The following is a 13622-nucleotide window of genomic DNA, read 5'->3' on the forward strand; positions in this document are numbered from 1 at the left end:
CTCAATAGACCTCGACCAGCGTAGTACTTGGGCGGGAAAGCGCCGCTCAGATGAGCGGCGTCACCGCGCCGTCCATCGCGAGGATCGCGCCGGTGATGTAGCTCGCCTTCGGCGACGCGAGGAACACCACCGCGTTGGCGATCTCCTCCGGCGCCGCGATGCGGCCGAGCGGCAGCCGCGCCTTGGCGCGCTGCAGCGCCTCGTCGCTGTCGATGCCCTGGAGCCTGGCGTCGGCCTTCATGCCTTCCTGCAGCCGCTCGGTCAACGTGAGGCCGGGGTTCACCGCGTTCACGCGCACGCCCCTGGCCGCATAGGCCGAGGCCATGCCGGCGCTCACCAGCATCAGCGCCGCGTTGGCCGCGCCGCCCGCCATGTGCACCGGGCTCGCGACCTTGCCGCCCTGGCCGATCACGTTGACGATGGCGCCGCGGCCGCGCTGCCCCATGCGCTTGACGACCGGATCGATCATGTGGATGTAGGTGAAGTACTTGGCGTCCATCGCGTCGTGCCAGGCGCGGGGGTCCAGTTCGTCGGGTGGCGTGCGGCGCGCGGCGCCCGCGGAGTTGACGAGCACGTCGACCGGGCCGAAGGCCTTTTCGGCCGCATCGAGCGCAGCCACCGCGCCGGCGGGGTCCTTGAGGTCGGCCGCATGCACCGCGACGCGGTCCTCGGCCGACGCGAAGGCCTCCATGAGCGTGCGGCGGCCCTGCTGCAGGTTCTGCAGCTCGCGCGAAACCAGGCTCACGCGCGCGCCTTCGCGCAGGAAGCCGAGCGCGCAGGCGAGGCCGATGCCCTTGCTGCCGCCGGTGATGAGTACGTGCTGGTCCTGGAGCTGCAGATCCATGGGGAGTGTCCTTGGGTGGCGTGGAGGAGGGGACCGGCCGGTCGCGGCCGGCGGCGGGGTCGCGTGGATTGAAGCACCGCTCTAAGATCGCCGGATGAACGCATCCCCGGTATCCCTGCCCCGCTTCTGGTCTCAGCTCACGACGCGCGACTTCGCGGCGCTCGATGTGACAGCCACGGTGGCGGTGCTGCCGCTCGGCGCCACCGAGCAGCACGGGCCGCACCTGCCGCTGGGCGTGGACAGCGTGCTGGCCGACGGCATCGTCGCCGCCGCGCTGCCGTTGCTCGCGCCCGAGCTGCCGGTGCTGTTCCTGCCGACGCAGCAGATCGGCCTGAGCCCCGAGCATGCGCGCTTCGCGGGCACCCTGACGCTCTCGGCCGAGACGCTGATCCGCGTCTGGAACGAGATCGGCGCCGGCGTGGCGCGGGCCGGCGTGAGGAAGCTGGTGCTCTTCAATGCGCACGGCGGCCACGTGGGCGCGATGGACATCGTCGCGCGCGAGCTGCGCGCCGCGCACGGCCTCATCGTCTACAGCGTGAGCTGGTTCAACCTGCCGCTCGGCGATGCGGGCGCGCAGTTCAGCGCCGGCGAGCACCGCTTCGGCGTGCATGCCGGCCAGATCGAGACCTCGATGATGCTGGCGCTCGCGCCGCAGCAGGTGCGCATGCAGGCGGCGAAGGATTTCCGCTCCACGTCGGAGGCGCGCGCGGCCGGCTACGAGATCCTCGGCAACGGCCGCAGCGCGAAGCTCGGCTGGGCGATGGAGGACTACAACGCCGAAGGCGCCGCAGGCAATGCGGCCGCCGCGACCGCGCAGGCCGGCCAGGCGGTGATCGACACCGCCGCACGGCAGCTGGCGCTGCTGCTCGACGAGGTCTCCCGGCTGCCGCTCAGCACCGCCAACACGGGGCCGCTGGTTTAGCCGGCGTGTGGCTTGGAAAGCGGGCTGCCGGACGCAGAGGACGCGAAGATTCCGCAGAGGACGCGAAAAAGAAAAAACAAAATATTGGTTTTCCTTTCGCGCCCTTCGCGAAACCTTCGCGTCCTCTGCGTCCGGTACCCGTCTTCAGCGGCCTGAAGAATCAACCCCCGGCCAGCACTTCCGCAAACATCGACGAATCCACATTGCCGCCGCTCACGCTGATGCCGACCGTCTTGCCGCGCCAGCGTTCGCGCTGCTGGAGCGCGCCGGCGAGCGCCGCCGCCCCCGCGCCTTCGGCGACGTTGTGCGTGTCGCTGAAGAGGATGCGCATCGCCTCGCCCACTTCGTCGTCGGTGACCGCGATCACGTCGTCGGCCTCGCGCAGGATCACGTCCACCGATTCGGGCACCGGCATGCGGCAGGCCATGCCGTCGGCGAGCCGCGTGCTCACGGGCGACGCCACCGGCCGGCCGGCGCGGAAGGAATCGCGGTACGCCGTGGCATGGGCCGACACCACGCCGACGAGCCGGGTCGACACGCCGCAGTGCGCGCGTGCCGCGGCCGCCGCGGCAAAGCCCGAGCCGAGGCCGATGGGCAGGAACAGCACGTCGGGCGGCGCATCGCGCAGCGCCTCGAAGAATTCGACGTACGCGGTCGACACGCCGCGCACCAGCTCGCGGTGGAACGAGGGCACGCGGTGCAGCCCGTCGCGCTCCGCGAGCATGGCCGCATGTTCGGCGGCGGCCTGGAAGTCGTCGCCGTGCTCGACCAGCTCGACCCCGAGCGCACGCATGGCGGCGTTCTTCTCGACCGAGTTGCCATGCGGCACCACGATGGTGGCCCCGATGCCGTGGCGCCGCGCCGCGAAGCCGACCGACTGGCCATGGTTGCCGCGCGTGGCGCTGATCGCATGGCGCACGCCGGGCTGCTCGCGCATCAGCGTGTCGAAGTAGGTCAGCCCGCCGCGGATCTTGAAGGCGCCGGCGGGCGTGTGGTTCTCGTGCTTGGCCCAGACGGTGCAGCCCAGGCGCTGCGCGAGCAGCGGCCAGGCGTATTGCGGCGTGGGCGGCATGGCCGCGCGCACCGTGCGCTGGGCGGCTTCGATCTCTTCGCGGGTGAATCTCACGGGGGTGTTCCTCGGGTCTCTGCCTATTTGCGTTCGGTCAGCGCCACGCGCACGGCGAGCGCCGCGAGCACGCTGCCCATCACGTAGCGCTGCGCGCGCAGCCAGCCCGCGCTTTGCGACAGCACCGCCGTGATGCTCGCGGCGCCGAGGATCATGAGCGTGTTGACGGCGGCGCTGCTCGCGATCTGCGCCGCGCCGAGCTGCATGCTCTGCAGCAGCACCGAGCCGCGCTCGGGGTGGATGAACTGCGGGAAGAAGGAGAGATAGAACATCGCCACCTTCGGATTCAGCAGGTTCGTGAGAAAGCCCATCCGGAACAGCCTGCCCGGCGGATCGGCGGGCAGTGCGCGCGCTTCGAAGGGCGCGCTGCCGCCGGGCCGGACCGCCTGCCAAGCGAGCCACAGCAGGTAGGCCGCGCCCGCGAGCCGGATCGCGTCGAACGCGAGCGGCACCGCCAGCAGCAGCGCCGTGAGCCCGAGCGCGGCGGCGAACAGGTGCACGAGGAAGGCCGCCAGCACGCCGCCGAGCGACACCAGCCCGGCGCGCCGGCCCTGCACCAGCGTGCGCGAGACGCAATAGATCATGTTCGGCCCCGGCGTGAGCGCGAGCACCATCGAGGCGAGTGCGAACCAGGCGATTTCGGTCAGGCTGAGCATGGTCAGATTCCTTCGGAGTGCAGCGTGACGGGGCCGCGCGGCGTGTCGAGCACCGCGACCAGGTCGGGCGCGCCCGGCTGCACCGCCAGGCCCTGCATGCCGATGCGCGAGAGCGCGGCCGCGAGTTCGGGCGCGCGGGGATGCGCGGCCTGCAGCGACCGGAGCGAAAGGCCGGAGGCCGGCATCGCATCGGTCGGATGCGCCGGTCCCCACTGGATCAGCGTGGGCAGCGCGCCGTAGAAGAGCCGCTGGCCGTCGTCGCGCACGGTGATCTGCCATTCGAGCCGGCCCGCGGGCGTTTCGCGCGAGGCCGCGAGCAGCGCGCCGCGGTCGATGTGCATGCGCTCGTCGCGCGCGAGCGCCTGCACCGCGGCGCTTGCGTCGGCCACGCTCGCGACGAAGTGCACGAGCCGCGGTCCGCGCCGTGCCAGGCTCGCCTGCAGCACCGGATCGTCGAGGTCGAACCAGCGCCGCGTGCCGGGCCGCGAGGGCTTCTTGCCGGGCTCGATGGCGATGATCTCGAGGTACGCGCGCGGAAAGGCCGCGCTGGTGATGTTCAGCAGCCGGTTGTGCGTGCCCATCAGCGGATGCACGCCGCCCGGCCCCGGCGTCACGCCGAGCGTGGCCTCGCACCAGGCCACGCCCTCGTCAAGCGAGGCGGCGGCGATCACGAGATGGTCGAGTTGTGCGTGTGGCATGTCGGTGCGTCGGCTGGCGTTAGAGACTGACCTCGCCGTCGATGCAGGTGACGGCGTCGCCGCCCACCCACACCGTGCCGTCGGCATCGCGCTCGATGTGCACGCGCCCGGCGCGGCCGAGGCACTGGCCCTGCGCGGCGAGGTAGCGCGCGGGCACGTGGCCGTCGGCGATCAGCCATTCGGCGAGGCCGGCGTTGAGGCTGCCGGTGACCGGGTCTTCCTCCACGCCGATGGGGGCGGCGAAGGCACGCACTTCGAGGTCGATCTTCGCGCCGTCGCCCTGGCTTTCGTCGGCCGTCGCCGCCGGGGCGCGGCCGCCGAAGGCGCGCGCTTCGCGGTTCGAGCGGCCGATCAGCATCGGCTCCTCGGGCGCGGCCGGCACGCCCGCGACGCCGACCTTCACGCCCAGCGCCTTCAGCAGGCCGTGGTCGGGCGCGAGGCCGAGCACGGTGTCGGCGTCGCTGAGCAGCAGGCCGAACCAGACCGGTCCGTTGTCGAGCACCTGCGCCGCCACGATCTGCTGCGCCTTCAGGCCCAGCGCGCCCGCCACCTTGGCGAGCAGGCTCGGGCTCGGCGCGCTGCGCCGCAGCGGCGGGGCCGAGAAGGCGAGGCGGCCGCCTTCTTCACGGCGCAGCGCCACCAGGCCCACGGCGCATTGCTGCACGATGCGCCCGCGGGCGCGCGGCTTGCCGCCGGCCTGCAGCCAGGCGTGGCAGCTGCCGATGGTCGGATGGCCCGCGAAGGGCAGCTCGCCGCCCGGCGTGAAGATGCGCACGCGGTAGTCGGCCGTGGGCTCGGTGGGCGGCAGCAGGAAGGTGGTCTCGGACAGGTTGGTCCACTGCGCGAAGCGCTGCATCGCGTCGTCGTCGAGCCCGCTGCCGTCCAGCACCACCGCGAGCGGATTGCCGCGGTAGGGCGTGGCGGTGAACACGTCGACTTGCTTGAAGGGGCGGGTTTTCATCGGATCCGGAGGGAAGGAGGGTGCGTCATTCGAGGCCCAGGTCGAGCACGCCGCGCGCGCCCGGCCGGGAAAGCAGCTGGCCGTACCAGCGCTCGAGGTTCGGCCAGGCCGGGCGCTGGTACTCGGCCGGCGGCAGGCCGAACCAGCGGTGGGCTTCGCAGCCGATCGGGATGTCGGCCATCGTGAAATGCTCGCCCGCCATGAAGGGCTGCCGCGCCAGGTGCGCATCGAGCAGGGCGAACAGCGCCTCGCTCGCATGCACGGAGGCCGCGATCAGCGCGGGCTGGCGCTCGGCGGGCGGGGTGCGCACCCACTGGATGAAGGCGTCGCGGCTCGCGCGGTTGAGCGTGGTCTGCTGCCAGTCCATCCAGCGCTCGGCATCGAAGCGCGCGGGCAGTTCGCTCGGATAGAACCGGCCGTGCGAATGCTTCGCGCACAAGTAGCGCACGATCACGTTCGATTCCCAGAGCGTCACCCGCTCGCTGCCTTCGCCGTCGTCGATGGCGGGCACCATCGCGTTCGGGTTGAGCGCAAGGTATTCCGGCGTCTGCACCACGCCGAACCGGCCGCCGGCCTCGGTGCGCTGGAAGTCGAGCCCGAGCTCCTGCGCGCACCAGACGACTTTGCGCACGTTGATCGAACTGATGCGGCCCCAGATGTTGAGCATGTTCTTCAGCTTCCTTGGACGGATGTGGCGGACAGGATGGACGGCGCGGACGGACGCTCGAGCAGCAGCAGGCGGATCGCCAAGCCGGCCATCACCAGCGCCAGCAGGCCGCGCTGGAACTTCTCGGCCCCGGGGCGGCGGCGCAGCCAGCGGCCGAGCTGTCCGCTGCAGGCACCGAGCAGCGCGTTGAACGCGAGCGCGGCGGCCGAGAGCATGACGCCGAGCTGCACCAGTTGCAAGGGCACGCTGCCGCGCGCCGGCTCGGTGAACTGCGGCAGGAACACCATGAAGAACAGCAGCGCCTTCGGATTGACCAGGTTGTTCAGGAACGCCATGCGCACGATGCGCGCGAAGGCGGCGGGCTCGGCGCGGGCGCCCGCGGCGAGTGCGTGGCCCGCGCCGTTCGCGCGCAGCGCCTGCACCGCCAGCCACAGCAGGTACAGCGCACCGGCGTAGCGCAGCAGATCGAAGGAGGGCGGCCAGGCCGCGACCAGCGCCGTCACGCCGCTGGCGGCGAAGAGCGTGTGCACCAGGTCGGCCGCCGAGATGCCGAGCGCCGCCGCGAAGCCGCCGCGCGGACCGTGGGCCACGCCGTGCGACAGCACGAAGGCCATGTTGGGTCCGGGCGACAGGAACAGGGCGAGCACCGCGAGCAGAAAGAGCGCGAGCGTGGCGAGGCTGATCATGGCAGGTGCGGTTCGATGTTGCGCAGCGCCTGCGCCACGTAGTCGTCCTTCTCGCCCACGGGGGCGACGTAGTGCAGCGCGCTCTTCGCGGCCTCGAGGCCCTCGCTGCGCGCAATGAACCAGGCCGCGAGGTAGGGCGAGGAGAGGCAGCCGCCCGCCGTCGCCACGTTGCCCCTGGCGAAGAAGGGCTGCGCCAGCACTTCGATGCCGGCTTCCTGCACCCAGGGCCTGGTCGTGAGGTCGGTGCAGGCGGGCACCGTGCCCAGCAGGCCGAGCTTGGCGAGCAGCAGCGTGCCCGAGCACTGCGCGCCGATCAGCTGGCGCGTGGCGTCGAGCCTGCGCAGCACGCCCATGATGGCCGGGTCGGCCGCGACCTCGCGCGTGCGGATGCCGCTGCCCACGAGCACCGCCTCGGCCTCGCAGGCGGCCTCGAGCGTCGAGCTCGCATGCACGGTCACGCCGTTCATCGAGGTGACCGTGGCGCTCGGCGCGGCGAGCGTCACGCGCCAGCCCGGCCGCTTGACGCGGTTGAGCACGCCGAGTGCGATCAGCGAGTCGAGCTCGTTGAAGCCGTCGAAGGTGAGGATGGCGATGTGCATCGTGGGAGCCCGGCTGCGCGGCGGTTCAGACGGGTTCGGGCGCGAGCGAGCGCTTGCCGAGCAGCGCCAGTTCCTCGCGCACGGTGAGCGCGAGCGCGGCAATGGCGGTGTCGATGTCCTCGACGCTGGCGGTCACGAACGACAGCCGCAGCGTGCGCGGATCGCCCTCGCCGGCATAGAAGGGCGCGCCGGGCACGAAGGCCACGTTGCGCTCGACCGCCTTGGGCAGCAGCGCCACGGTGTCGATGCCTTCGGGCAGCCGCACCCAGAGGAACATGCCGCCGAGCGGCGCGTTGAACTTCACGTCCAGACCCTTCATCTCGCGCGTGAGCGCGGCCAGCATGGCATCGCGCTGGCGCTTGTAGAGCGCGCGGATCGTCGGCACGTGGCGATCGAGGAAGCCGTCCTTCATCACCGCCGAGACCATGCGCTGCGTGAAGATCGGCGTGTGCAGGTCGACCGCCTGCTTGGCCTGCAGCAGCTTCGGATAGATCGACTTGGGCGCGACCAGGAAGCCCAGGCGCAGCCCCGGCGCCAGCACCTTCGAGAACGAGCCGAGGTAGATCACGCCCTCGGGGTTGCGCGCGGCCAGCGGCAGCGGCGGGGCCTGGTCGAACCAGAGCTCGCCATAGGGGTTGTCCTCGACGATCGGCAGGCCCGCTTCGGCGGCGGCGGCCGAGACGGCGGCGCGGCGCGCCTCGGTCATGGTGCGGCCGGTGGGGTTCTGGAAGTTGGGCAGCAGGTAGACGAAGCGCGCGTCTTTCGCCTTGGCGACGAGGTCGTCCACCACCACGCCTTCGTCGTCGCTCGCCACGCTCGCGGGAACCGGCTCCATCGGCCCGAAGGCCTGCAGCGCGCCCAGGTAGGTCGGCGTTTCCACCAGCACCTTGCTGCCCGGATCGATCAGCACCTTGGCCACGAGGTCCAGGCCCTGCTGCGAGCCGGTGGTGATGAGCACCTGCGCGGGATCGACGTTCCACGGCAGCATGTCGGCCACCGCCTGGCGCAGCGGCGCGTAGCCTTCGCTGGCGGCGTACTGCAGGGCCGCCTGGCCGTCGTTGTGCAGCACCTCGGCGCAGGCGTCGGCGAAGGCCTGGATCGGGAAGGTCTTCGGCGAGGGCAGGCCGCCGGCCAGGCTGATGATGCCGGGCCGTTCGGTGACCTTGAGGATTTCACGCAGCACCGAGGGATTCATCTTGGTGGCGCGGGCGGCAAGCTTCCAGTTCATGGGGTTCTTCTTTCAGGGCGGTGGGTGTGGGGGCGATGTCAGGATCGTTCGGCGCGCGCAGCAGCGCGTGGCGTGGCGGCGAGCGAGGGCTGTGGCTGCGACAGCCGCTTGCCGAGCACCACCGTGCAGACCACGGCGGCGGCGAAGCCCAGCGTGACCACGTCGAGCGGTTCGCCGAGCAGCGGAATGGAGGCGAGGATCGAGAGGAAGGGCTGCAGCAGCTGGGTCTGGCTCACGCGCAGCGCGCCGCCGAGCGCGAGCCCGCGATACCACGCGAAGAAGCCGATCCACATCGAGAACACCCCGACGTAGACGAAGCCGGCCCAGGCCGTGACGGCAATGGCCTCCTGCGGCCAGAGCGCGAGCGTGGCGGGCAGCGTGACCGGCAGCGCCATCACGCAGACCCAGCAGATCACGCGCTCGGCGCCGAGCGAGGGCGTGACCTGCGCGCCGTAGATGTAGCCGAACGATGCCGCGACCACCGCCCCGACCAGCAGCAGGTCGGCCCATTCGAAGCCGAAGCCGTGGCCCTGCTGGCTGGCGCGCAGCAGCGAGAACAGCACCACCAGCACGCTGCCGGCGATGGCGCAGAGCCAGAAGCCGAGCCGCGCGCGCTGGTGCAGCACCCAGGCCGCGACGGCCGCGGTGACGAGCGGCAGCAGCGCCGTCACCACCGCCGCATGGCTGGCCGAGACCACGCGCAGCGCATACGCGAGCAGCAGCGGATAGCCGATCACGTTGCCGAGCACGGCCATGCCGAGCGGCTTCCACTGGTGCGGCGCCGGGCGCGGCGAGCGCGTGGCGAGCAGGAACACCGTCGACAGCAGCCCCGCGAGCGCGGCGCGTCCGAGCGTGACGAACCATGGCGACAGCTGCGGCGCGGCCTGCGTGCCGGTGGCGAGCCGCGTCATCGGCAGCGTGATCGCGAACAGCGCGACGCCGATCACGCCGAGCCACATGCCCAGCGTCTCCTTCCTGATGGCGGTGCGGGGCCGGCTCATACCCCGACCATCCACCAGGCCGTCAGCACCAGCACCAGCCCCATCGCGCGGTTGAACCACAAGAGGCGCCGGCCCTTGGCGAGCCATGCGCGCAGCAGCGCGCCGGCCAGCGCATAGGCGAAGTTGCTCGCGAAGGCGAAGACCAGCATCACCGGCGCGACGATCGCGAAACGACCGAGCGCGTCGGGCTGGCCGGCGATCCAGCCGGCCACCAGCGTGAGCGCGAGCAGCCAGGCCTTGATGTTGACGAACTGCAGCATCACGCCCTGGGCGAAGCCGACCGAGAGCCGCTCGCCATCGGCCCTGCCGAGCGTGGCGCTGCCGCTGAGCTTGTAGGCGAGCCACAGCAGATAGCCCACGCCGAGCGCCTTGATGGCGAGGCGGAGCGGAGGCACCGCGACCACCAGCGCGCCGATGCCGGCCGCGCACAGCACGAGCAGCAGCGTCCAGCCGACCGGCACCGCGACGATGAAGCGCATCGCACGCGGCAGGCCGCCGTTGGCCGCGAGGGCGGTGGAGAGCGTGGTGTTGGGGCCCGGCGAGAAGCTCATCGCGGTGGCCAGCACCAGCAGCGCGGTGAATTCTTGCCAGTTCATTGCATACACTCTAAACTTTGGGACCATTACAGTTCCAATACAGTTGAGCGTACATCCGCAAAAACTGTATTGGTCTTGCCCTCGACACAGAAGCCCCCTGCGCATGTTGACACGAACCTCCACCCAGTCGCTCACGGGGCAATTGGCCGACCGGCTGGCGGAACGCATCCGCACCCGGCTGCTGCCGCCCGGCGCGCGTCTGCCTTCGGTGCGCGAGTGCGCGCGCCAGCAGGGCGTGAGCCCCTACACCGTGGTCGCGGCCTACGACCAGCTGCTCGCGCAGGGACTGGTCGAGGCGCGGCGGCAGCGCGGCTTCTACGTGCGCGACGCGGCGCCCGTGCCCGAAGGCCGCCCGCCCAACGCGGCGCCCATGGTCATGCAGATGATGGCCTCGCGCGTGCCGGCCGACGCGAGCTCGCTGATCCGCAGCATGTTCCACCGCCCGAGCGACAAGCCGCAGCCCGGCATGGGCGTGTTCCCGCCGGACTGGATGGCGTCGACCTTCATGCCCACGGCCGTGCGGCGCATGACCGGCACCGCCGCGCTGCAGGATCTCTCGCTGCAGTACGGCGAGCCATCGGGCGACGCGGCGCTGCGGCGCAGCCTGTCGAACAAGCTGGTCGGCATCAACGTGCCCGCCGCGCCGGACCAGATCGTGACCACCGTCGGCGCCACGCATGCGCTCGACATCGTGAGCCGCACGCTGCTGCGCGCGGGCGATCCGGTGATGGTCGAGGAGCCGGGCTGGGCGCTCGAATTCGCGCGGCTCGAGGCGCTGGGCATGCGCATCCTGCCCGTGCCGCGGCGCGCCGACGGGCCCGATCTGGAGGTGATGGCGCAGTACTGCGCGCTGCACAACCCCAAGCTGTTCGTGAGCGTGAGCGTGCTGCACAACCCGACCGGCTACAGCCTCACGCCCGGCAGCGCGCACCGGGTGCTGAAGCTCGCGAACGAGTACGACTTCCACATCGTCGAGGACGACACCTACAGCCACCTCGCGCCCGAGCATGCGACCCGGCTCTGCGCCCTCGACGGGCTGCAGCGCACCATCTACGTGAGCGGCTTCGCGAAGATCCTGGCGCCCAACTGGCGCATCGGCTTCCTCGCCGCCTCGGAGGCGCTGAAGGAGCGGCTGCTCGAAACCAAGCTGCTCGCCACGCTGACCACGCCCACGCTGTTCGAGCGGGCGCTGTCGTGGTGCATCGACCAGGGGCAGCTGCGCCGGCACTCGGAGCGCGTGCGCATCCGTCTCGACGGCGCGCGCGGCCGCGCGGTGAAGCTCGCGATGGCGCATGGCTGCAGCTTCGCGTCGGAGCCTGCGGGGCTGTTCGGCTGGGTCGACACGGGGGTCGACACCGACGCGCTCACGCAGCGCATGCTCGACCAGGGCTACCTGCTCGCACCGGGCTCGCTGTTCCATGCGCGGCGGCCGCCGAGCACGATGATGCGCATCAACTTCGCGACCTCGCAGGACGCGACCTTCTGGAAGGTGTTCAGCAAGGTGCGCGCCGAGCTTTGACACTGGCGGGAACGCGGGCTCGCCGCGGGCGGCGAGGCACGGGCTTGGAGTAAGCTGGCGCGACAGGACAACCCGATCCGGAGACCGCCGCATGAGCAACGCCAGCCAGCCTTTCGACTTCAGCCAGTTCGTTCCCGGATTCGATTTCCTCAAGAACCTCGCGGGCACCGGCACGGCCGGCGCCGGCGCGGTGCCCGGACTGCCGAGCCTCGCGAGCTGGGTCGCGCCGACGCTCAGCGTGGAAGAGGTCGACAAGCGCATCCAGGAGCTCAAGACCGTGCAGTACTGGCTCGAGCAGAACGGCCATGCGCTGAAGGCCACGATCCAGGCGCTCGAAGTGCAGAAGATGACGCTCTCGACACTGCGCGGCATGAACGTGCGCATGGAGGACATCGCGAGCGCCTTCGCCGCGAAGCAGGCCGGGGCACCGGCGCCGGCGCCCGAGGCCCCCGCGCCGGCCGAGGAAGCGCCCGCGCCGCAACCGGCGAAGAAGCAGCCGCGCGGCAGCAGGACGAATGCGGAGTCCGCCGCGCCGGCTGCCGCGGGCGTGGTCGATCCGATGCAGTGGTGGGGCGCGCTGACCGAACAGTTCCAGCAGATCGCGAGTTCGGCGTTGCAGGACGCGGCGCAGCTCAAGATGCCCGCCATGGTCCAGCCGTCGGCCGACGCCTCCGGCAAGGCTGCTTCGCTGGCGCCCGCGGCATCGCGGAAGTCGGCACCGGCCAACAAGGCCGCCCCCGGAAAAAAGGCGCCGTCCGCCGCGCGCAAGCGCAGCGCCGCCCGGCGCTGACGCCTCACTCACACACATCGTTCGCTGTCCAGGGATGGCACGCATCATGAAACTGTTTCCTTCCGGCCATGCCACCCATCCGCAATGGCGCATGGCCGCCGGCCTCGTGCTGGCGCAACTGCGCGCGCAGATGGCCCTGCCCGACTACGCGGCCTCGCCGACGCTCGGGCTGCTCTACATCACCGACCACTACGCGGCGCACGCACAGGACATCCTCGATCACCTGAGCGCCGAACTGCCCGAGGTGACGGATTGGTCGGGCACCGTCGGCATCGGCGTGGCGGCCAACAATGCCGAGTATTTCGACGAGCCCGGCATGAGCCTGATGCTCTGCGCGCTGCCGAGCGACCAGTACCGCGTGTTCTCCGGCGTGGCGCCGCTCGGCAGCTCCGAGATGAGCGGTTTCGAGGCCCATACCGCGCTGGTGCATGCCGACCCGGCCACGCCCGACCTGGCCGAGCTCATCGGCGAAATGGCGGGCCGCACCGACACCGGCTACCTGTTCGGCGGGCTCTCGTCGGGCCGTGCGGGCGCGCTGCAGTTCGCGGTCGGCGGCAACGGCAACATCCGCGGCCACGGCGCCGCGGGCGGCGTGTTCTCGGGCGGCCTCTCGGGCGTGGTGTTCGGCGAGGGCGTGCGGCTGGTGTCGCGCGTCACGCAGGGCTGCCAGCCGCTGCGCGCAGGCGCCGGGCGCGAGCGCGAGATCACCGAGGCCGACGGCAACCTGCTGCTCAAGCTCGACGGCGAACCGGCGCTCGACGTGCTGCTCGCGGAACTCCAGGTGTCGCTCGAGCGGCCGCAGGAAGCCATCGATGCGGTGCGCAACACGCTGGTGGGCCTGGCCGACGCCGGCAGCGACGGCATCCGCCGCACCGGCGACCTGGGCGCCGACGTGCTGGTGCGCCACATCATCGGCCTCGACCCGACGCGTCGCGGCATCGCGATCGCCGACGTGGCCGAAGCCGGCATGCGCCTGAGCTTCTGCCGCCGCAATGCGCAGGCCGCGCGCGCCGACCTGATGCGCATCTGCGCGGAGATCCGCGAAGAGCTCGAACCCGAGGAACAGACCCTCGCCACCGCCCGCGCCGTGGCGGCCGGCGAGGCCGAGGCGGCGCCGCATCCGGCCCGCCGCATCGCGGGCGCGGTCTACGTGAGCTGCTCCGGCCGCGGCGGCCCGCACTTCGGCGCGCCGGGCGCCGAGCTGCAGATCGTGCGGCATGCGCTGGGGGACGTGCCGCTGGTGGGGTTCTTTGCGGCGGGGGAGATCGCGAGGCACCGGTTGTATGGGTACACCGGTGTGCTGACGGTGTTCGCTGCCGCCGACTGACG

General features: G+C 71.5%; 15 protein-coding genes. 4 read left to right on the forward strand and 11 right to left on the reverse strand.

Annotation, left to right across the window (positions count from 1 at the left end):
* Positions 1-46: 46 nt before the first annotated feature.
* The gene (locus M2165_RS12840; protein WP_280815005.1) at positions 47-844 is read right to left on the reverse strand and encodes an SDR family oxidoreductase; all 798 of its coding nucleotides are present in this window, start codon (positions 842-844) and stop codon (positions 47-49) included.
* A gap of 94 nt (positions 845-938) precedes the next feature.
* On the opposite strand from M2165_RS12840, the gene M2165_RS12845 reads away from it, so the two are divergent.
* Complete coding sequence (locus tag M2165_RS12845; RefSeq protein WP_280815006.1) at positions 939-1766, forward strand: creatininase family protein; 828 nt, start codon at positions 939-941, stop codon at positions 1764-1766.
* A 160-nt stretch (positions 1767-1926) separates the two neighbouring features.
* On the opposite strand, the gene M2165_RS12850 is transcribed toward M2165_RS12845, so the two are convergent.
* From M2165_RS12850 to M2165_RS12895, 10 genes are read right to left on the reverse strand one after another with little or no spacing between them, the layout of a single operon-like run.
* A complete protein-coding gene (locus tag M2165_RS12850) occupies positions 1927-2892 on the reverse strand; it encodes a threonine dehydratase (protein WP_280815007.1) in 966 nt (321 codons plus the stop codon).
* A gap of 23 nt (positions 2893-2915) precedes the next feature.
* Entirely contained in the window at positions 2916-3548 is a 633-nt protein-coding gene (locus M2165_RS12855) for a LysE family translocator (RefSeq protein WP_280815008.1), read from the reverse strand.
* A 2-nt stretch (positions 3549-3550) separates the two neighbouring features.
* Positions 3551-4246, reverse strand: a complete 696-nt coding sequence (locus tag M2165_RS12860; protein ID WP_280815009.1) for a VOC family protein — start codon at positions 4244-4246, stop codon at positions 3551-3553.
* Positions 4247-4265: 19 nt separating this feature from the next.
* Complete coding sequence (locus M2165_RS12865) at positions 4266-5207, reverse strand: PhzF family phenazine biosynthesis protein (RefSeq protein WP_280815010.1); 942 nt, start codon at positions 5205-5207, stop codon at positions 4266-4268.
* A gap of 25 nt (positions 5208-5232) precedes the next feature.
* The gene (locus M2165_RS12870; RefSeq protein ID WP_280815011.1) at positions 5233-5874 is read right to left on the reverse strand and encodes a glutathione S-transferase; all 642 of its coding nucleotides are present in this window, start codon (positions 5872-5874) and stop codon (positions 5233-5235) included.
* Positions 5875-5879: 5 nt separating this feature from the next.
* On the reverse strand, positions 5880-6560 hold the full coding sequence (locus M2165_RS12875; protein WP_280815012.1) for a LysE family translocator: 681 nt from the start codon (positions 6558-6560) through the stop codon (positions 5880-5882).
* Positions 6557-7159, reverse strand: coding sequence for a DJ-1/PfpI family protein (locus M2165_RS12880; protein WP_280815013.1), 603 nt, complete (start codon positions 7157-7159; stop codon positions 6557-6559). The genes M2165_RS12875 and M2165_RS12880 overlap by 4 nt, the downstream gene beginning before the upstream one ends.
* A gap of 25 nt (positions 7160-7184) precedes the next feature.
* Positions 7185-8387, reverse strand: a complete 1203-nt coding sequence (locus M2165_RS12885; RefSeq protein ID WP_280815014.1) for a PLP-dependent aminotransferase family protein — start codon at positions 8385-8387, stop codon at positions 7185-7187.
* Positions 8388-8425: 38 nt separating this feature from the next.
* Positions 8426-9388 (reverse strand): DMT family transporter, encoded by a 963-nt coding sequence (locus M2165_RS12890; protein ID WP_280815015.1) that lies wholly within the window; start codon positions 9386-9388, stop codon positions 8426-8428.
* Positions 9385-9984, reverse strand: coding sequence for a LysE family translocator (locus M2165_RS12895; RefSeq protein ID WP_280815016.1), 600 nt, complete (start codon positions 9982-9984; stop codon positions 9385-9387). Before M2165_RS12895 ends, M2165_RS12890 begins: the two co-directional genes overlap by 4 nt.
* A gap of 103 nt (positions 9985-10087) precedes the next feature.
* Here M2165_RS12895 and M2165_RS12900 point away from each other — a divergent pair, with 103 nt between their 5' ends.
* From M2165_RS12900 to M2165_RS12910, 3 genes are all read left to right on the forward strand, one after another.
* Positions 10088-11503, forward strand: a complete 1416-nt coding sequence (locus M2165_RS12900) for a PLP-dependent aminotransferase family protein (protein WP_280815017.1) — start codon at positions 10088-10090, stop codon at positions 11501-11503.
* Positions 11504-11594: 91 nt separating this feature from the next.
* A complete protein-coding gene (locus tag M2165_RS12905; RefSeq protein WP_280815018.1) occupies positions 11595-12293 on the forward strand; it encodes a PhaM family polyhydroxyalkanoate granule multifunctional regulatory protein in 699 nt (232 codons plus the stop codon).
* A gap of 46 nt (positions 12294-12339) precedes the next feature.
* Positions 12340-13620, forward strand: a complete 1281-nt coding sequence (locus tag M2165_RS12910; protein ID WP_280815019.1) for an FIST N-terminal domain-containing protein — start codon at positions 12340-12342, stop codon at positions 13618-13620.
* Positions 13621-13622: the final 2 nt, after the last annotated feature.

It is taken from the genome of Variovorax sp. TBS-050B (genome assembly GCF_029893635.1).
GTDB lineage: Bacteria > Pseudomonadota > Gammaproteobacteria > Burkholderiales > Burkholderiaceae_C > Variovorax.